15 protein-coding genes and 17 tRNA genes are annotated in these 19,385 nt (G+C 41.9%); all 32 read left to right on the forward strand.

Annotated features, from left to right (window positions below; translation table 11 throughout):
• Positions 1-50 precede the first annotated feature (50 nt).
• Positions 51-123 (forward strand) — tRNA-Val (locus E4T79_RS07420).
• Positions 124-128: 5 nt separating this feature from the next.
• Positions 129-201 (forward strand) — tRNA-Asp (locus E4T79_RS07425).
• 41 nt (positions 202-242) lie between these two features.
• Positions 243-315, forward strand: a tRNA-Lys gene (locus E4T79_RS07430).
• 2 nt (positions 316-317) lie between these two features.
• Positions 318-399, forward strand: a tRNA-Leu gene (locus tag E4T79_RS07435).
• 12 nt (positions 400-411) lie between these two features.
• Positions 412-484, forward strand: a tRNA-Thr gene (locus E4T79_RS07440).
• Positions 485-494: 10 nt separating this feature from the next.
• Positions 495-566: transfer RNA gene (locus E4T79_RS07445), tRNA-Gly, on the forward strand.
• Between the two features lie 7 nt (positions 567-573).
• A tRNA-Leu gene (locus E4T79_RS07450) sits at positions 574-657 on the forward strand.
• A gap of 7 nt (positions 658-664) precedes the next feature.
• Positions 665-738 (forward strand) — tRNA-Arg (locus tag E4T79_RS07455).
• Positions 739-926: 188 nt separating this feature from the next.
• A tRNA-Pro gene (locus E4T79_RS07460) sits at positions 927-1,000 on the forward strand.
• 10 nt (positions 1,001-1,010) lie between these two features.
• Positions 1,011-1,084: transfer RNA gene (locus E4T79_RS07465), tRNA-Met, on the forward strand.
• Between the two features lie 12 nt (positions 1,085-1,096).
• Positions 1,097-1,170: transfer RNA gene (locus E4T79_RS07470), tRNA-Ile, on the forward strand.
• A 6-nt stretch (positions 1,171-1,176) separates the two neighbouring features.
• Positions 1,177-1,266 (forward strand) — tRNA-Ser (locus E4T79_RS07475).
• 119 nt (positions 1,267-1,385) lie between these two features.
• Positions 1,386-1,459, forward strand: a tRNA-Met gene (locus tag E4T79_RS07480).
• Positions 1,460-1,474: 15 nt separating this feature from the next.
• Positions 1,475-1,547: transfer RNA gene (locus E4T79_RS07485), tRNA-Phe, on the forward strand.
• Positions 1,548-1,565: 18 nt separating this feature from the next.
• Positions 1,566-1,636, forward strand: a tRNA-Gly gene (locus tag E4T79_RS07490).
• Between the two features lie 34 nt (positions 1,637-1,670).
• A tRNA-Ile gene (locus tag E4T79_RS07495) sits at positions 1,671-1,744 on the forward strand.
• Between the two features lie 9 nt (positions 1,745-1,753).
• Positions 1,754-1,841, forward strand: a tRNA-Ser gene (locus E4T79_RS07500).
• Positions 1,842-1,920: 79 nt separating this feature from the next.
• Positions 1,921-2,751: a rod shape-determining protein MreC gene (mreC, locus tag E4T79_RS07505; RefSeq protein ID WP_135029119.1), complete on the forward strand. Its 831-nt coding sequence runs from the start codon at positions 1,921-1,923 to the stop codon at positions 2,749-2,751.
• Complete coding sequence (mreD, locus tag E4T79_RS07510) at positions 2,748-3,254, forward strand: rod shape-determining protein MreD (protein WP_135029121.1); 507 nt, start codon at positions 2,748-2,750, stop codon at positions 3,252-3,254. The genes mreC and mreD overlap by 4 nt, the downstream gene beginning before the upstream one ends.
• Before the next feature lie 91 nt (positions 3,255-3,345).
• Positions 3,346-4,530, forward strand: a complete 1,185-nt coding sequence (locus tag E4T79_RS07515) for a CHAP domain-containing protein (RefSeq protein WP_135029123.1) — start codon at positions 3,346-3,348, stop codon at positions 4,528-4,530.
• A 124-nt stretch (positions 4,531-4,654) separates the two neighbouring features.
• Entirely contained in the window at positions 4,655-5,623 is a 969-nt protein-coding gene (locus tag E4T79_RS07520) for a ribose-phosphate diphosphokinase (RefSeq protein WP_135029125.1), read from the forward strand.
• Between the two features lie 238 nt (positions 5,624-5,861).
• Positions 5,862-7,040 carry a pyridoxal phosphate-dependent aminotransferase gene (locus E4T79_RS07525; protein WP_135029127.1) on the forward strand — a complete coding sequence of 393 codons (1,179 nt, stop codon included), beginning with the start codon at positions 5,862-5,864 and terminating at the stop codon, positions 7,038-7,040.
• On the forward strand, positions 7,027-7,806 hold the full coding sequence (recO, locus tag E4T79_RS07530) for a DNA repair protein RecO (protein ID WP_135029129.1): 780 nt from the start codon (positions 7,027-7,029) through the stop codon (positions 7,804-7,806). Before E4T79_RS07525 ends, recO begins: the two co-directional genes overlap by 14 nt.
• Positions 7,803-8,810 carry a phosphate acyltransferase PlsX gene (gene plsX / locus E4T79_RS07535; RefSeq protein ID WP_135029131.1) on the forward strand — a complete coding sequence of 336 codons (1,008 nt, stop codon included), beginning with the start codon at positions 7,803-7,805 and terminating at the stop codon, positions 8,808-8,810. Before recO ends, plsX begins: the two co-directional genes overlap by 4 nt.
• A complete protein-coding gene (locus E4T79_RS07540) occupies positions 8,803-9,042 on the forward strand; it encodes a phosphopantetheine-binding protein (protein ID WP_135029133.1) in 240 nt (79 codons plus the stop codon). The genes plsX and E4T79_RS07540 overlap by 8 nt, the downstream gene beginning before the upstream one ends.
• A 1,104-nt stretch (positions 9,043-10,146) precedes the next feature.
• Positions 10,147-10,854 (forward strand): phosphoribosylaminoimidazolesuccinocarboxamide synthase, encoded by a 708-nt coding sequence (gene purC, locus E4T79_RS07545; RefSeq protein WP_135029135.1) that lies wholly within the window; start codon positions 10,147-10,149, stop codon positions 10,852-10,854.
• 1 nt (position 10,855) lies between these two features.
• Entirely contained in the window at positions 10,856-14,581 is a 3,726-nt protein-coding gene (locus E4T79_RS07550) for a phosphoribosylformylglycinamidine synthase (RefSeq protein ID WP_135029137.1), read from the forward strand.
• Positions 14,582-14,647: 66 nt separating this feature from the next.
• On the forward strand, positions 14,648-16,102 hold the full coding sequence (gene purF, locus E4T79_RS07555) for an amidophosphoribosyltransferase (protein WP_135029139.1): 1,455 nt from the start codon (positions 14,648-14,650) through the stop codon (positions 16,100-16,102).
• Between the two features lie 138 nt (positions 16,103-16,240).
• Positions 16,241-16,393, forward strand: coding sequence for a hypothetical protein (locus tag E4T79_RS11075; protein WP_167752651.1), 153 nt, complete (start codon positions 16,241-16,243; stop codon positions 16,391-16,393).
• Between the two features lie 364 nt (positions 16,394-16,757).
• The gene (purM, locus tag E4T79_RS07560) at positions 16,758-17,777 is read left to right on the forward strand and encodes a phosphoribosylformylglycinamidine cyclo-ligase (RefSeq protein ID WP_135029141.1); all 1,020 of its coding nucleotides are present in this window, start codon (positions 16,758-16,760) and stop codon (positions 17,775-17,777) included.
• Positions 17,778-18,000: 223 nt separating this feature from the next.
• On the forward strand, positions 18,001-18,546 hold the full coding sequence (gene purN / locus E4T79_RS07565) for a phosphoribosylglycinamide formyltransferase (protein ID WP_135029192.1): 546 nt from the start codon (positions 18,001-18,003) through the stop codon (positions 18,544-18,546).
• Positions 18,547-18,609: 63 nt separating this feature from the next.
• Positions 18,610-19,050 carry a GNAT family N-acetyltransferase gene (locus E4T79_RS07570; protein ID WP_167752652.1) on the forward strand — a complete coding sequence of 147 codons (441 nt, stop codon included), beginning with the start codon at positions 18,610-18,612 and terminating at the stop codon, positions 19,048-19,050.
• The last annotated feature ends 335 nt before the right edge of the window (positions 19,051-19,385 follow it).

Consider the following 19,385-nt stretch of genomic DNA (forward strand, 5'->3'; position numbering starts at 1 on the left):
GTGGAAAGCCTTGCTTTCTACTAATCCAGCTGAGCTAGGCTTCCTCCCATGGGAGTTTAGCTCAGCTGGGAGAGCATCTGCCTTACAAGCAGAGGGTCAGCGGTTCGATCCCGTTAACTCCCATAATAGGTCCCGTAGTGTAGCGGTTATCACGTCGCCCTGTCACGGCGAAGATCGCGGGTTCGAATCCCGTCGGGACCGTTAAGATAGTCCGAGGATTATTTTAAGAGACAGATAGGACAGACTCGTTAGCTCAGTTGGTAGAGCATTTGACTTTTAATCAAAGGGTCGCTGGTTCGAGCCCAGCACGGGTCATTGCGGGTTTGGCGGAATTGGCAGACGCACCAGATTTAGGATCTGGCGCTTTCGGGCATGGGGGTTCAAGTCCCTTAACCCGCATAGAAAAAATAGGCCGGCTTAGCTCAGTTGGTAGAGCATCTGATTTGTAATCAGAGGGTCGCGTGTTCAAGTCATGTAGCCGGCATAGAGGGAATGCGAACGTAGTTCAGTGGTAGAACACCACCTTGCCAAGGTGGGGGTCGCGGGTTCGAATCCCGTCGTTCGCTTGAAGAGGCCGGGGTGGCGGAACTGGCAGACGCACAGGACTTAAAATCCTGCGATGGAAACATCGTACCGGTTCGATTCCGGTCCTCGGCATGAAAGGGCACCCTTAGCTCAACTGGATAGAGTACCTGACTACGAATCAGGCGGTTAGAGGTTCGACTCCTCTAGGGTGCATGACTCGCTTAATGGAAACATTAGGGGAGATTTATTTTTAGTGAGAACGGATATGACCACTCATATGTATGGGAAGTAGCTCAGCTTGGTAGAGCTCAAAGCACGGCTTTGAGGTTGGAGATAGGGATTTACGGCGTAAATCGTCCTTACAAGTACTCTACAAGTGAGGTCTGACCACTCATTATTTGCGGGAAGTAGCTCAGCTTGGTAGAGTACTTGGTTTGGGACCAAGGTGTCGCAGGTTCGAATCCTGTCTTCCCGATTTACATTTTGGCGGTGTAGCTCAGCTGGCTAGAGCGTCCGGTTCATACCCGGGAGGTCGGGGGTTCGATCCCCTTCGCCGCTATTTGATTATGCTGGACCTTTAGCTCAGCTGGTTAGAGCTCTCGGCTCATAACCGAGCGGTCGTAGGTTCAAGTCCTACAAGGTCCATAATATGGAGGATTACCCAAGTCCGGCTGAAGGGAACGGTCTTGAAAACCGTCAGGCGTGTAAAAGCGTGCGTGGGTTCGAATCCCACATCCTCCTTAAGTATGAAGGTGTTAGGAACTCCTTATGAAAAGAGGAAGCGGGCTTAGGGTCTTTGGACTCTAGGAAGTGCTTATCTCCATTAGGGTCTCAGCCTGAATATGATTTTATATGATTAACGCGGGATGGAGCAGCTAGGTAGCTCGTCGGGCTCATAACCCGAAGGTCGTAGGTTCAAATCCTGCTCCCGCAATTTGATTGTGGATTTGGCTCGGTAGCTCAGTTGGTAGAGCAATGGATTGAAGCTCCATGTGTCGGCGGTTCGATTCCGTCTCGCGCCATTTATTTAAAAATAAAATGCGGGTGTAGTTTAGTGGTAAAACTACAGCCTTCCAAGCTGTTGTCGCGAGTTCGATTCTCGTCACCCGCTTTTGGATTGTATCCAAATACCAAACAAGATGTTTGGGCGCGTAGCTCAGATGGTTAGAGCGCACGCCTGATAAGCGTGAGGTCGGTGGTTCGATTCCACTCGTGCCCATTTATAAATGGAGAATTACTCAAGAGGCTGAAGAGGACGGTTTGCTAAATCGTTAGGTCGGGTAACTGGCGCAAGGGTTCGAATCCCTTATTCTCCGTTGTTTAACGAGATTATCAAATGATATTCTCGTTTTATTGTATAAAAATTTGTTTGGATTGTATGAGGTTAGATAAGAGATGAATAAAGTTGCTAAATTGATTGTTGTAAGTTCAGTACTGTTGGTGTTGTCATTCTCTTTATTGTTCTTGACGGTCAATAAACGTTTGGACATTCCCTATGTTTCAAATGGTATTCATAGCTCGCTATCTTATGTCAATCAATTTCTTTCTAAACCCATTCGATTTTTCTCACAACAGCGTGATGTGATTGCTGAATTGATAGAAACCTATGATGAAAATAAGGAATTGAAAGCCTCTTTAACAGCATTAGAAGGTCAAGTTGCAGAGTTGGATACAATCAAAAAAGAAAATGACAGTTTAAGAGAAAGTCTTGGAATGGCGGAGCGTTATGAAGAGAAAGATTTTCTTATAGGCTTGGTATCTGTACGAACACCTGTTTCTTGGAATACACAGTTGACGATTGATTTAGGAAAAAAAGATGGTCTGACTGAGGAGATGTTAGTGGTATCAAACGGTGGTTTGGTAGGCATTATTGAACATATCTATGATGACGTAGCGGATGTCAAGCTGTTATGTAATTTAGATAAAGTCACCAAAATTCCTGTAAAAATTACAGCAGGAAATAATAATATTTATGGTATTTTAACTGGATACGATACGGATACCAATAGCTTTATTATTAGTCAATTAAATAGTGTTGACGCGATTGCAGTTGGTAGCAATGTAGTCACTAGTGATCTGGCTGGAACCACGCCGTCCAATATTCAAATTGGAAAAGTGAGATCTGTTAAGACAAGTAGCAGTGATTTAAATCGTGAGTTATATATTGAGCCGACTGCGAATTTTTCAAATATTTACTCAGTTTTGGTTGTAGGAGATGGGAAATGAAAAACTATGTAAAGTATCTAATTCCTTTCCTTTTGCTTCTATCTTTGGTGATAGATGGGCAGTTATCTACCTTGTTTATTAATTTGACACCAGGCATCATTTATATATCAAGTTATCTTTTATTGATTCTAGGGCTGTTTTCCGTTCTTTATGTTCCTACTTTTTACAATGTTGCCATGTTTACAATAATTGGTTTCTTATATGATATTTATTATTTGAATGTATTAGGTGTCTTTGTAATCTTATTTCCGTTAGTGATTTATTTGATTGATTATTTCTATCAGAGTTTAAAGTTTAAGCGGGTAACCAATCATATTATTCTATTAGTTGTGGTCTTTGTAGTCGAATTTGGAGCATTCTTATTTGCTCGCTTGTTTGAATTAACCAATTTGTCTATGTTTATCTTCGTAGTGTATAGTTTGGTACCAACTTTGGTCTTCAATTCTCTTTTATTAGTGATGTTGCAGCCAGTATTAGAGAAGTTCTTTATATATCACAAATAAGACATCAAAATGTAATAATCGCGTAATATATTTACGCGATTTTTTTGGTAGAATGATATAGTCAGAAAGAGCAGAGGAGTTTAACAAACCTATGAAGAAAAAAATCTTAGCAAGTTTGCTGGTAAGTACCATTGTTTTAACAACTGTTGAAAATGTATCAATGGTTAAAGCAGATGATACAGATAGCAAGATTGTAGCTCAAGATAACAAGATTAAAGAAATTGCGAATCAACAGGCTAGTGCGCAGGCACAGGTTGATGAAATCCAAGCAAAGGTTGACTCTATTGTTGCAGAACAATCGAGCTTGACAGCTGAAAATGAGCGTTTGCAAGCAGAGTCACAAGCCTTGAGTGCAGAAATTGAGAAATTAGCTGGTGATATTGTTTCACGTGACGAAGCCTTGAAAAAGCAAGCTCGTAGTGCGCAGACGGATGGTTCAGCAACTAGCTATATCAATACTATTTTAGATTCAAAATCAATTATTGATGCTGTATCTCGTGTGAATGCTATGCGTGAAATTGTTGCAGCGAATAATCGGATGCTTGAGCAACAAAAAGCAGATAAAGAAGCAATTTCAGAAAAGCAAAAGTCCAATCAAGAAGCAATCAATGTGGTTGAGGCAAACTGGAAAAAATTGGATGATGCTTCACAAGAGCTAAATACTCAAAAAGCAGCTTTGAAGGTGGCGCAACTGACTCTTGCAGCTGAAAAAGCGACAGCAGAAGATGAAAAGCAAGCCTTGATTGAAGAAAAAGCCGCAGCGCAAGCTGCAGCACAGGCAGCGGCTGCAGCACAAGCAGCTTATCAAGCGCAACAAATGGCAGTAGCACAGCAACAACAACAGCAGCCAGTTGTAACGAATCTGGTAGCGAGCACGCCTGCTCCTCAAGTAAGCGCAACAGTTTCTACAGGAAGTGTTGCAGCGACACCAGTTCGCCAACCCGTTACTTATGATGCGAACAATACTTATCCAGTTGGTCAGTGTACTTGGGGTGTAAAACAAGTAGCTACTTGGGTTGGAAACTATTGGGGTAATGCGAATCAATGGTTGTATTCAGCATCTGCAGCAGGTTTCCGTACAGGTTCTACTCCACAAGTTGGAGCGGTTGCAGTTTGGACTTCAGGTTCTTACGGTCACGTAGCGGTTGTTACAGAAGTGAATGGTTCACAAATTCGAGTTGTTGAATCGAACTATGCAGGTAACCAATATATAGCTGATTTCCGTGGATTGTTTAATCCAGCAGCTGATGGTGTAGCAGGATACATTTATCCGTAATAGAATAGGTAACAAACCTTGGAGTAATCTGAGGTTTTTTCCTTGGTTGTTTGATTTGATTTTTGTTTGAAAATTGTTTTAAAAAGGGTTAAAATAGTAAGGTAAAAATAAATAGGAGGCTGTCATGGCATTTTCTGACATAAAGTTGTTTGCCCTTAGTTCAAATCAAAAGTTAGCAACGAAAGTTGCAGAGAAAATGGGAATTTCTTTAGGGAGGTCTACCGTTCGTCAATTTTCAGACGGTGAAATTCAGGTGAATATTGAAGAGTCTATCCGTGGGAGACATGTGTATATTCTTCAATCAACTAGTTCTCCAGTAAATGATCATTTAATGGAGATTTTGATTATGGTAGATGCTTTGAAACGGGCATCTGCAGAGTCAGTAAATGTCGTTATTCCTTATTATGGCTATGCACGTCAGGATCGTAAAGCACGTGCGCGGGAACCCATTACATCTAAGTTGGTTGCCAATATGTTAGAGATTGCAGGTGTCGATCGATTATTAACAATTGATTTGCACGCAGCGCAGATTCAAGGTTTCTTTGATATTCCGGTAGATCACTTGATGGGAGCGCCTTTGATTGCAGATTACTTCGAGCGACGTGGCATGGTCGGGGATGGATATGTGGTGGTATCTCCTGACCATGGTGGTGTAACGCGTGCACGTAAGTTAGCACAATTCTTGAAGACACCGATTGCCATTATTGATAAACGTCGTAGTGTTGATAAGATGAATACATCAGAAGTGATGAATATTATCGGAAATATTGAGGGCAAGACTTGTATCTTAATTGATGATATGATTGATACAGCAGGAACGATTTGCCATGCAGCGGATGCTTTGGCAGAAGCTGGTGCAGTAGAAGTTTATGCTTCATGTACCCATCCTGTCTTGTCTGGACCTGCCATGGAAAATATCCAAAACTCTGCAATTAAGAAATTGGTCGTATTGGATACAATTGAAATTCCTGAGGCTCGTTTGATTGATAAGATTGAATGGATTTCAACAGCGGATCTATTGGCTGAAGCAATCATTCGAATTCATGAAAAGCGTCCATTGTCACCTTTATTTGAAACAATCAAGGATAAATAAGAAGAATAGACTGAAGCGTCGCTTCAGTCTATTCTTTATGTTGTAAACTTTTTCTTAATTGAAAATAGTGGTATAATGTGATAGAGCAATCTATTTCATCAATAGAAATGTATTTTATCGTTATTCAGTTTACCGTTTACTACTTTGTCAGCTAGGTTTGCCGTACTTAGCATAACCTTGTAGTTCGTTGGTTAGTACTAAAAGACTGGTAGCGTATGAGTGAATAGAGAGGTGAGAGATGGACTTATATCATCGTTTTAATCAGAATTTGAATCGGATTGAAGTGTCAATGATTCGTCAGTTTGATCAAGCCATTTCAGATATCCCTGGTATTTTAAAGTTAACTTTGGGAGAACCCGATTTTACAACACCAGATCATATTAAGGAAGTAGCGAAAGCTGCCATTGATGCTAATCAGAGCTATTATACGGGTATGGCAGGTCTATTCGAATTGCGACAAGTAGCAGCTGAATTTGTCGCTGAAAAATACAACTTATCTTACAATCCTATGAGTGAAATATTGGTGACAATTGGTGCGACTGAAGCCTTGTCTGCTAGCTTGGTAGCCATTTTGGAGCCGGGAGACACAGTATTGTTGCCAGCGCCTGCTTATCCTGGTTATGAACCGATTGTCAATATGGTGGGAGCAGACATTGTTGAAATTGACACGACAGCAACTGCTTTTGTCTTGACACCTGAGGTGTTGGAACAAGCGATTGCTGAGCAGGGAGATAAACTCAAGGCGGTCATTTTGAATTATCCCACGAATCCTACAGGGGTGACTTACTCTCGGGAACAGATTCAAGCTTTTGCAGAGGTCTTGAAGAAATATCCCATTTTTGTCTTATCAGACGAGGTTTATGCAGAATTGACTTATACAGGAGAGCCTCATGTATCGATTGCGGAGTTCTTGCCAGAACAGACGATTTTAATTCAAGGGTTGTCTAAATCACACGCCATGACAGGGTGGCGGATTGGCTTGATTATGTCGTGTGCTGAGATTATCAGTCAGGTGATTAAAAGTCACCAGTATTTGGTAACTGCCGCAGCGACAGCCATGCAGTATGGTGCTTTAGAAGCCTTAAAAAATGGAAAGGAAGATGCCTTTCCTATGTGTCAAGAATATGTTAAACGTAGGGATTATCTGATTGAGAAGATGACGGCACTTGGCTTTAAAATCATCAAGCCAGATGGTGCGTTTTATATCTTTGCTAAGATTCCAGACGGCTACAATCAAGATTCCTTTCATTTCTTACAAGAACTTGCCCGGAAAAAGGCTGTTGCCTTTATCCCTGGTGCGGCCTTTGGTCAGTACGGAGAGGGATATATTCGGATTTCTTATGCGGCTAGCATGGAGACGATTGAGCAGGCAATGGTGCGATTGAAAGAATTTATGGCGGATTATGGAACGGATTGAAACAAGCGGAATTGTTCTCTATAATCGAGACTTCCGTGAAGCGGATAAACTGGTCAAAATTTTTACCGAGCAGGCAGGAAAAAGGATGTTTTTCGTGAAACATGTTGCTAAATCCAAATTGACTGCTGCGATTCAGCCATTAACCTATGCGGAGTTTATTGTCAAAATCAATGAGGATGGACTGAGCTATATCGAGGATTTTCATCAGGTTCAGCCCTTTCGGCAACTTAATCAGGATATTTTTTGTTTGAGTTATGCGACTTACGTTCTTGCTCTAGCAGATGCTTGTGTGCAGGACAAAATTCATGATGCGTCCTTGTTTACTTTTTTGATTAAGACTTTGGAGCTGATGGAGTCGGGATTGGATTATGAGATTTTGACTAATATTTTTGAAGTGCAACTGCTGGGACGATTTGGTGTATCGTTGAATGTACATGAATGTGTCTTCTGTCATCGTGTGGGGTTGCCTTTTGATTATTCTTATAAATACTCAGGGGTGTTATGTCCGCAACACTATCATGAAGATGAGAGACGCCTACATCTGGATCCCAATGTTCTCTACCTGATTGATCAATTTCAGGCGATTTCCTTTGAGGAATTGGAGAGGATTTCGGTCAAGGATGAGATGAAGTCCAAATTGCGACTTTTTATCGATCAACTCTATGAAGAGTATGTGGGTATTCATCTAAAATCAAAGAAATTTATTGATGACCTGTCTTCCTGGGGGCAGTTAATGAAACAAACAGAAAATGAGGAATTAAAATGAAACGTATTGCTGTTGATGCAATGGGGGGAGATCATGCTCCGCAAGCGATTATAGAGGGGATTAATCAGGCACTAGCTGCTTTTTCTGATATTGAAATCCAGCTGTATGGAGATGAGAGAAAAATTAAACCTCTTTTGACTAGCATGGACCGAGTCTCCATTATTCATACGGAGGAGAAGATTGAGTCAAACGACGAGCCCGTTAAGGCCATTCGTCGTAAGAAAAATTCTTCTATGGTGCTTGCGACCAAGGCTGTTAAGACAGGGGAGGCGGATGCTGTTTTATCTGCTGGAAATACAGGGGCTCTTCTTGCTGCGGGTGTATTTATCGTTGGGCGTTTGAAGCAAATTGACCGTCCGGGCTTGTTGTCAAGCTTACCGACTATGGACGGGAAAGGATTTGATATGATGGATTTGGGAGCTAATGCAGAGAATACGGCTCATCATTTGCATCAATATGCGATTTTGGGGTCTTTCTATGCCCAGTATGTTCGAGGAATTGCTCGTCCACGTGTCGCCTTGTTGAACAATGGAACAGAAGAATCAAAAGGAACACCTGTTCATAAGGAAGCTTATGAGTTGCTTTTACACGATAAATCGATTCATTTTATTGGCAATATCGAGGCTCGTGAGTTATTAAATGGTGTTGCAGATGTGGTAGTGACGGATGGTTTCACGGGAAACGCTGTCCTCAAAACGATTGAAGGAACAGCAAAAAGCATTCTCAGTCAGCTAACTTCAGCTATCAAAAATGGTGGCTTGCTGGCTAAAATTGGTGGTCTGCTCTTGAAGCCAACGTTGAAATCTGCTCTTGGGGCGCTTGACTACAAAAAAGCAGGAGGGGCGGTGCTTTTGGGGTTAAAAGCTCCTGTCATAAAAGCGCACGGATCAAGTGATGCAGCAGCAGTCTACCATACGGTTCGTCAGATTAGAACCATGCTAGAAGCCGATATTGTCGATAAATCGGTCGATTATTTTTCACATGAGGAGGAAACTCGTGACTAAGGAAGAAATTTATCAGCGGATTGAGGAAATTCTCATCGAGGAAAAAGGGGAGGACTTGCTGATTCGTCCGGATTTGATTGTCCAGAAAGAACTGGCAGAGGATTCTGTCGAAATCATGGAGCTTGTTTTGCTCTTAGAAGATGAATTTCACATTACGATTTCAGATGAGGCGATTGAAAAATTTGAAACGCTGGCAGATATTGTAGATTATATTGAACAGAAAAGGGCATAGTTGATGTCCTGTGGACAAGTGAAAGAATATTTAGTCACGTGAAACGGGGAGTGACTATTCTTGTAAATGTTTAGAGCATGAGTAGTTTGACGTATCTATCCATTTAGGGGACTAAAATACTCCAGTGGAGTATTTTAGCCCGCACCTTGAAATTCGAAAGTGCGGATACTCCAGTGTAGTATTTTAGCCCGCGCCTAGAAATTCGAAAGTTCGGAACACGAGTGTAGTATTTTAGCCCGCACCTAGAAATTCGAAAGTGCGGATACTCCAGTGTAGTATTTTAGCCCGCACCTAGAAATTCGAAAGTGCGGATACTCCAGTGGAGTATTTTAGCCCGCGCCTAGAAATTCGAAAGTTCGGAACACGAGTGTAGTATTTTAGCCCGCGCCTAGAAATTCGAAAGTTCGGATACTCCAGTGTAGTATTTTAGCCCGCGCCTAGAAATTCGAAAGTTCGGAACACGAGTGTAGTATTTTAGCCCGCACCTTGAAATTCGAAAGTTCGGATACTCCAGTGTAGTATTTTAGCCCGCACCTTGAAATTCGAAAGTTCGGAACACGAGTGTAGTATTTTAGCCCGCGCCTAGAAATTCGAAAGTTCGGATACTCCAGTGTAGTATTTTAGCCCGCGCCTAGAAATTCGAAAGTTCGGATACACTAGTGTAGTATTTTAGCCCGCGCCTAGAAATCCGAACGCGTGGAACACGAGTGGAGAGCTAGCAGTCTTCAAGCTTTTTAATGAGCAGTGTAAAAAAGATAGGTTTCTTAGACTCTACAGACTCTGCGTGAACCTCCTATGTTTACTTTGCTTGCTTTATGGCTTTTGTATAGTCATTTAGTCTATCTTTTATTACTTCGTTCACTCGCTTTGCCGTACTCTAGTACTAAAAGACTATAGCTTGTAAAGGAGTGACAGTATAGGGAGAGTGTCCTAGCAGGAAATTCCTATCTTTTGTGTGATGTATAAAACAGATAAACGTTCGTCTTTTGGCTTACGTTTTTTTCTTTGTCGGGGTGTATCACTGGTATCTTCTTGAATAAACGAATGTTATGTGTTAAAATATAGCATAACATTAAAAAATAAAAAACAAAGGCGAACAATATTATGAAGCAATCATTGTTATATTCGGGGAAAGCTAAGGATATTTATTCAACGGAAAAGGATGAGCTGATTGTCTCTTGCTATAAGGATCAGGCGACAGCTTTTAATGGTCTAAAAAAGGAAGAAGTCATCGGAAAGGGACGGCTGAATAATCAGATTTCGTCTTTGATTTTTGAAAAATTAAATCGGGCAGGCATTGCAACCCACTTTATTGAAAAACTGTCTGATACGGAGCAGTTGAACAAAAAGGTTGAGATTATTCCGCTGGAAGTGGTGCTACGTAATTATACAGCAGGTTCTTTTTCCAAGCGTTTTGGTGTAGCAGAAGGGATCAAGTTGGAGCAGCCAATTGTGGAATTTTATTATAAAAAAGATGAATTGGATGATCCTTTTATCAACGATGAACATATTGCCTTTCTGGATCTTGCTTCAAGAGAAGAAATCAGCTACATTAAGGAAGAAACAAGAAATATCAATCGTTTGTTAACTGCCTGGTTTGCAGAAATTGGTCTAACATTGATTGATTTTAAGTTGGAATTTGGTAAGGACAAGGACGGTAAGATTATCTTAGCGGATGAATTTTCACCGGATAATTGTAGGCTCTGGGATGCAGACGGACATCATATGGACAAGGATGTCTTTCGTCGAGGTCTTGGAGAGATGACGGATGTCTATCAAGTCGTGTGGGAAAAATTACAGGAGTTGAACTAAGATGAACAAACGGATTTTTGTTGAGAAAAAAGTGAGTTTTCAGATTAAAGCAGAGAGTTTGCTACGTGAATTGCAGGAGCGATTAGCAGTTACAAGTTTGATGAGCTTGCGTTTGGTACAGGTCTATGATGTTTTTGGTTTGGATGAGGCCTTATTGGCGGTAGCTGAGGAGCGGATTTTTTCAGAAAAGGTGACCGATACACTTCTAACCGACAGCGAGGTGGTAGATGGACTTGCAAACAGCCGTTTCTTTGCTATTGAGGCTCTTCCTGGGCAATTTGATCAGCGTGCAGCAAGCAGTCAGGAAGCACTTTTTCTCTTAGGAGCTGGCAGTAGCGTGACGGTAAAAACAGCGCAGCTCTACCTCTTGAATGCGGATGTGAGCGATGAGGATTTTGCGAAGATACAGGCTTATTTGCTCAATCCTGTGGATTCACGCTTCAAAGATATCACAAATGGTTTGGAAGAACCGGTCTTTTCAAGTTCTGATACGGTTATTCCTGTGCTTGATTTTTTCCTGAATTATACCGCAGTGGATTTTGCCCAATATAAAAAAGACCAGGGCCTTGCCATGGAAGTGGCGGATTTACTCTTTATTCAAGACTATTTTGCTTCCATCGGTCGCTGTCCGACAGAGACAGAGCTGAAAGTTTTGGATACCTATTGGTCAGACCATTGTCGCCATACAACATTTGAGACAGAGTTACGCCAGATAGATTTTTCAGAATCGTGCTTTCAAGAACAGCTACAGACGACTTATGATAAATATCTTGCGATGAGGCGGGAACTGGGGCGAGCGGATAAGCCACAGACACTCATGGATATGGCAACGATTTTTGGGCGATATGAGCGGGCTAATGGACGCTTGGATGATCTGGAGGTCTCAGATGAAATCAATGCTTGCTCGGTAGAAATTGAAGTAGATGTAAACGGTGTTAAAGAGCCATGGCTCTTGATGTTTAAAAACGAGACCCATAATCATCCAACAGAAATTGAACCTTTTGGTGGTGCGGCAACCTGTATTGGAGGGGCCATTCGCGATCCGCTTTCAGGTCGTTCCTATGTTTATCAGGCTATGCGGATTTCTGGAGCAGGTGATATTACTCAGCCCTTGTCTGAAACTCGCCCAGGAAAACTATCACAACAAGTCATCTCTAAAACTGCTGCCCATGGTTACTCTTCTTATGGAAATCAAATTGGTCTTGCAACAACCTATGTACGGGAATACTTCCACCCAGGATTTGTGGCAAAACGTATGGAATTAGGTGCCGTTGTTGGAGCTGCTCCAAAGGAAAATGTGATTCGTGAACAGCCGGTTGCAGGAGATGTGATTATTCTCCTTGGTGGAAAAACAGGTCGTGACGGCGTGGGTGGAGCGACAGGTTCATCCAAGGTTCAGACAGTAGCATCTGTTGAAACAGCTGGAGCGGAAGTTCAAAAAGGAAACGCGATTGAGGAGCGGAAAATTCAACGACTCTTTCGCGATAAAACTGTAACTCGCTTGATAAAAAAATCCAATGATTTTGGGGCAGGTGGGGTCTGTGTTGCTATTGGTGAATTGGCAGTGGGTCTTGAAATTGATTTGGACAAGGTACCCCTAAAGTATCAAGGTTTGAATGGGACAGAAATTGCCATTTCAGAAAGCCAAGAGCGCATGGCTGTGGTCGTTTCTCCAGAAGATGTGGAGACCTTTATTGCCTTAGCAGCTAAGGAGAATATTCTAGCAGTTTCTGTAGCCCGAGTGACTGAAACACCAAATCTTGTCATGATGTGGAAAGGGCAGAAGATTGTCGATATTGAGCGTTCTTTCCTTGATACCAATGGTGTACGTGTGGTGGTAGACGCAAAGGTGATAGATAGTCCACATCTCTTGCCAGAGCAACGAACGACTTCACTAGAGACCTTGAAAGAGGATATACAGGATGTATTGTCGGACTTGAATCATGCTAGCCAAAAGGGTTTGCAGACGATTTTTGATAGTTCGGTTGGTCGTTCAACGGTCAATCATCCACTAGGTGGGCGTTACCAACTCACACCGCCAGAAAGTTCGGTTCAGAAATTGCCAGTAGAGCATGGTGTGACAGAAACCGTTTCTGTCATTGCTCAAGGCTACAATCCTTTGATTGCAGAATGGTCTCCTTACCATGGAGCAGCCTATGCTGTGATTGAGGCTACGAGTCGTTTGGTGGCAACAGGCAGCAATTGGGAAAAGGCGCGCTTTTCGTATCAGGAATATTTTGAACGGATGGATAAAGAGGCTACACGTTTTGGAAAACCTGTAGCGGCACTACTTGGTTCTATTGAGGCTCAGATTCAGTTGGGTCTTCCATCAATTGGTGGCAAGGATTCTATGTCTGGAACCTTTGAAGAATTGACAGTTCCTCCGACCTTGGTGGCTTTTGGAGTAACAACTTCAACAGTTCCTCGGATCTTGTCGCCAGAGTTTAAGGCAGCTGGTGAATATCTCTATTACATTCCGGGAACAGCTATTTCTAAAGAGATTGATTTTACGACTATCAAAGAAAATTTCAATCGCTTTACAGAAATTCAAAGAAAATACAACATTACAGCAGCGGCTGCAGTCAAATATGGTGGTGTTGTAGAAGCTCTCGCACTTATGACTTTTGGTAACCGCATCGGAGCAAGTGTAGTACTTGCCCAGCTAGAAACCAGCTTACAAGGTCAACTGGGAGGATTTGTCTTCACTAGTCCAGATGAGATTGAGGGACTTCTAACTATTGGACAGACAACAGGTGAAGCAACTCTCATCATCAATGGTGTGGAGTTAGCCCTTGCAGACTTACAGGCAAGTTTTGAGGGAACTTTTGAGGGAATTTACCCGACTGTCTTTAAACAGGAAAGTCATATAGCAGAAGTGACCCCAGTCAGGACAGACTTTGTTCGAAAGAGCAAGGAAGAAATTGTGCAACCGTTGGTATATATTCCAGTCTTTCCAGGGACTAACTCCGAGTATGATTCAGCCAAGGCTTTTGAGCAAGCAGGTGCCAAGGTACGACTCGAGCCATTTGTGAACTTGGATGAAGCTAGTCTTGCTCAGTCTGTTGAAAACATGGCTACCTCTATTAACCAAGCGCAGATTCTCTTTTTTGCAGGTGGATTTTCAGCGGCAGATGAGCCAGATGGATCTGCTAAATTCATTGTCAATATTCTGCTCAATGAGAAAATCAAGACGGCAATAGATGCTTTTATTGCGCGTGGAGGTCTTGTTATTGGTATCTGTAATGGCTTCCAAGCCCTTGTTAAATCAGGTCTCTTGCCGTATGGAAACTTTGAAGAAGCAGGTGAAGCGAGCCCGACCCTCTTTTACAATGATGCCAACCAACATGTGGCAAAAATGGTGGAGACCCGCATTGTCAATACTAATTCACCGTGGCTTGCTGGTGTTGAAGTCGGTGATATTCACACTATTCCAGTATCGCATGGAGAAGGAAAATTTGTCGTAACACCGACAGAATTTGCAGAACTTCGTGACAATGGGCAAATTTTTAGCCAGTATGTGGATTTTGAAGGACAAGCAAGTATGGATAGTCGTTACAATCCAAACGGGTCCTTGTATGCCATTGAGGGGATTACCAGTAAGAATGGACAAATCATTGGGAAAATGGGGCATTCTGAACGTTATGAATCAGGACTATTTCAAAATATTCCAGGAAATAAGGATCAACGATTATTTATTTCAGCAGTTAACTTTTTTAAACATAAATAGAGAGTAGTTAGGGTGAGATGCTCTCTCCTTTCTACCAACTTAAAAGAATCAGCAAGAAGGACAATCATGACTTACGAAAAAAAATCTCTCAATGAAGAATGTGGAGTTTTTGGGATTTGGGGGCATCCTCAAGCAGCTCAAGTAACTTATTTTGGTTTGCATAGTTTACAGCACCGTGGCCAGGAGGGAGCTGGGATTGTTTCTAATTCTAATGGGAGCCTGCGAGGCTACCGTGAGAAGGGATTGTTGTCAGAAGTCTTTAAAAATCCAGATGATTTGGATACATTAACGGGCAAGGCAGCGATTGGACACGTTCGTTATGCGACAGCAGGAGCAGCGGATATTCGGAATATTCAACCCTTTCTCTATAAATTTCATGATGGAGAATTCGGATTAGCTCACAATGGAAATTTGACAAATGCCATTTCTCTCCGAAAAGAATTAGAAAAACAAGGTGCGATTTTCAACGCGTCATCTGATACAGAAATTTTGATGCACCTCATTCGTCGTAGCCATAATCCTAGCTTTATGGGTAAAATTAAAGAGGCTTTAAATACAGTTAAGGGTGGCTTTGCCTATCTGCTTTTAACAGAGGATAAACTGATTGCTGCTTTAGACCCGAATGGTTTTCGCCCCTTGTCCATCGGACGAATGAAAAATGGAGCTTGGGTTGTTTCATCAGAAACATGTGCTTTTGAAGTAGTGGGAGCAGAGTGGGTTAGAGATGTCAAACCCGGTGAAGTAATCATCATTGATGATGATGGAATTCAGTATGATACCTATACGGAGGACACCCAGCTGGCAATTTGCTCAATGGAGTATGTGTATTTTGCCCGCCCTGATTCTGATATTGCAGGAGTCAATGTTCATACAGCTCGTAAGAATATGGGACGCCGTTTAGCACGGGAGTTTAAGCATTCAGCGGACATTGTTGTTGGAGTCCCTAATTCGTCACTATCGGCTGCTATGGGCTTTGCAGAAGAGTCTGGTCTGCCTAATGAGATGGGCTTGGTGAAAAATCAATATACACAACGCACCTTTATCCAACCAACTCAAGAACTTCGTGAGCAAGGGGTTCGAATGAAATTGTCAGCTGTTTCTAGTGTCGTCAAGGGTAAGCGGGTGGTCATGGTGGATGATTCTATCGTTCGTGGAACAACTTCTCGTCGTATAGTTCAGCTTTTGAAAGAAGCAGGAGCAGCGGAGGTTCATGTAGCTATCGGTAGCCCAGAGTTGAAATATCCATGTTTTTATGGCATCGATATTCAAACTCGTCGAGAATTGATTTCAGCTAATCATACAGTTGATGAAGTTTGTGAGATTATCGGTGCAGATAGTTTGACTTATCTATCCTTGGAGGGGCTGATTGAATCAATTGGACTGGATACAGATGCTCCAAATGGTGGTTTGTGTGTAGCTTATTTTGATGGGAAATACCCAACACCACTTTATGACTATGAAGATGCTTACTTGAAGAGTTTAGAAGAGAAAGTTAGCTTTCATATCGATTATGTTAAATAGTTTTGTCACGTTATAGTTGTTTCGTTTACTTTTCGTACTAGGCAAGGAGCTGCAGGCTGTACTAGAGTACGGAAAAGCGAGTGAACGAAGTAATAAAAGATTATAAAAGCAATAGAGATAGTGAGTTGAGAGGTTGGGATGAGAGTACCCAATCTCATTAAGGCTTATAGTGTGAACCATTTGATGTGTACCGATCGTCAGATGAGTGATGACGGATGCTTGGCTTTAAAACTGAATAGCGAAGATAATCCAGTGGACTATGCTAGATTGAAGCTAGAAATAAAGGAGTAAGGACAATCGAGACGTTGAAATCACGGTTGAGTTCCTTTCTTAACAAAAAGCAGGAAAATAAAATGAGAGGAAAATGCTTATGCACTACGTCTTATGATTGACTAAAGATGAAAGCATTTGTCGGTGGTTCCTTTATCCCAGAGGTCCAAAGCTCATATTTGTCAAACATCACTTTCTTTCGTCGTTGGCTTACTTTGCTGAACTTCAGTTCGACCGAGAAGCTAGCCTTGCTATCCTTATCCCCAACCGTTCACAATTCTTAATTGTGAAAACTAGTTAGAATTTCATTTTTATTAGAGTAGAAAAATGGTGCAATCTCCAATATAGTTTTTTAACAAATAAAAAAAAGAGAAGGAAAAATATTATGTCTAAAAATGCTTATGCTCAATCTGGCGTTGATGTGGAAGCTGGCTACGAGGTGGTTGAGCGGATAAAAAAACATGTGGCGCGTACTGAACGTCTTGGTGTGATGGGAGCTCTCGGTGGCTTTGGTGGAATGTTTGACCTCACAACTACTGGTGTGAAAGAGCCTGTGTTGATTTCAGGTACAGATGGTGTTGGAACTAAGTTGATGCTTGCGATCAAGTATGACAAGCATGATACGATTGGTCAAGACTGTGTAGCTATGTGCGTGAACGATATCATTGCTGCTGGAGCGGAGCCTCTCTATTTCCTTGACTATGTAGCGACTGGTAAGAATGTGCCAGAAAAGTTGGAGCAGGTTGTTGCTGGTGTGGCTGAGGGCTGTGTTCAAGCTGGTGCTGCTCTGATTGGTGGTGAGACAGCTGAAATGCCTGGTATGTATGGAGAAGATGACTATGACTTGGCAGGCTTTGCAGTAGGTATCGCTGAGAAATCCCAAACTATTGATGGTTCAAACGTTCAATCTGGCGATGTTCTTTTAGGCCTTGCTTCTAGCGGGATTCATTCGAATGGCTATTCTTTGGTTCGCCGTGTTTTTGCAGGCTATACAGGAGATGAGGTACTACCTGAACTAGACGGCAAGCCCCTTAAGGAAGTGTTGCTTGAACCAACACGTATCTACGTTAAAGCCTTGCTTCCACTGATAAAAGCAAATTTGGTACATGGGATTGCCCATATTACAGGTGGTGGATTTATTGAAAATATTCCACGGATGTTTGGTTCAGAACTAGCCGCTGAGATTGATGAAAAACAAGTGCCAGTCTTGCCGATTTTTAAGGTTTTGGAGAAATATGGTAAGATTCCTCATGCGGAAATGTTTGAAATTTTCAATATGGGTCTTGGAATGGTTCTTGCGGTAGCAGCAGAAGATGTGGAGCGCGTCAGAGAACTAGTCGACGAAGAAGTCTATGAAATCGGTCGAATCGTGGAAAAAACGGATGCTAGTGTGGTAATCAAGTAGTGATAGCGTTGCTATTGATTGGCGCTCAAAAAATTGAAGAAAGGAATGTTTAGTTAGGTGTTCTAGCTGAACACGGGATAGTTTTCTAGGAGTAAACATGAAAGTTGAAAAGGGTGTTTCTTTTTCACTTTCAAATGTTGCGGTTCAAACCTATAATAATTCACTGAATTGTTTTACTTCTATGGAAATTTTCGGAAAGCCGGATAATCCCTTTATATCGAATATGAAAATCGCAGTTTTTGCCTCAGGAAATGGGTCTAATTTTCAAGTGATTGCCGATCAGTTTCCAGTTGAATTTATTTTTTCAGATAAGCGAGCAGCTTATGTCTTAGAACGGGCTCAAAAGGTAGGGATAACAAGTTATGCTTTTGAATTAAAGGAATTTGATACAAAGGTAGCCTATGAACAGGCGATTGTTGACTTGTTAGAACAGCATCAGATTGATCTAGTGGTCTTAGCAGGCTACATGAAAATTGTCAGTGAAACCTTGTTATCAGCTTATGAAGGGCGTATCATCAATATTCATCCAGCCTATTTACCGGAATTTCCTGGTGCTCATGGAATTGAAGATGCGTGGGAGGCAGGCGTTGATCAATCTGGTGTGACCGTTCATTGGGTGGATAGAGGGATTGATACAGGACAGATTATCAAGCAGGTGCGTGTACCGCGCTACAAGGAGGATAGCTTGGAGGATTTTGAAACTAGGATTCACGAAGCAGAATACCAGCTCTACCCAGAGGCGATTAGGGAGTTACTCTCTCGTTTGTAAATCAAATATGATAGACTTTCGGTTATCATGATGGATTTCAGAGAAAGAGAGGAAGATTTCCAAATGATTACGTTAAGATTAGTTGATGAAGAAAATTTTACTCAGCTTATCCATTTGACCGTGGCAGAGAAAGACAAGCAGTTTGTAGCTTCTAATCTTCGATCGCTAGCAGATTGCTGGCTCTATCGGGAAAATGGAGATGTCTTTCCCTACGCCATTTATGTGAATGAGGAAGTCATTGGTTTTGCCTTGGTTGATATAGATGACGAAGAGTCTTGCTATACAATTTGGCGATTGATGATTGATGAGTGCCAGCAGGGAAATGGATATGGAAAGTCTGCTATCTTGGCCTTAATTGAGCAAGCTAAAGTTCTAGGAAAATATAGTACAATTCGGGCAGATTTTGTTAAAGTCATTTCGTTTATCTTTTATTACTTCGTTAACTCGCTTTGCCGTACTCTAGTACAGCCTGCAGCTCGTTGCCTAGTACTAAAAGTAAACTAAAAGACTATAAAGGCAATCAGAAAATGGAGCACTTACTGCATTCTCTAGGATTTACGATTTTTGGTCAAGATGACCGAGAAATATTTACCAGACGGGCGCTTGATGTTCCACAAAACTGAAAATGCATCTTGCTTTCAGCTCTTAGCTTTGCCTGCCACTAGTCGCTTTGGGTGATGACGAAGATTAAGTTGTTTTAACTGTGATGAATTACTCTTGTAATCTTCCTCCCCCAAAACCCTGTAGTTGTAGTTTGCAAGAGAAAATGGCTTATATCAGAATTATCTGAGTACCTATCAAAAAGAGAAGATGTTAAACATTACTACAAACGAATGAAA

It is taken from the genome of Streptococcus sp. LYSM12, assembly GCF_004569635.1.
Classification (GTDB): Bacteria; Bacillota; Bacilli; order Lactobacillales; family Streptococcaceae; genus Streptococcus.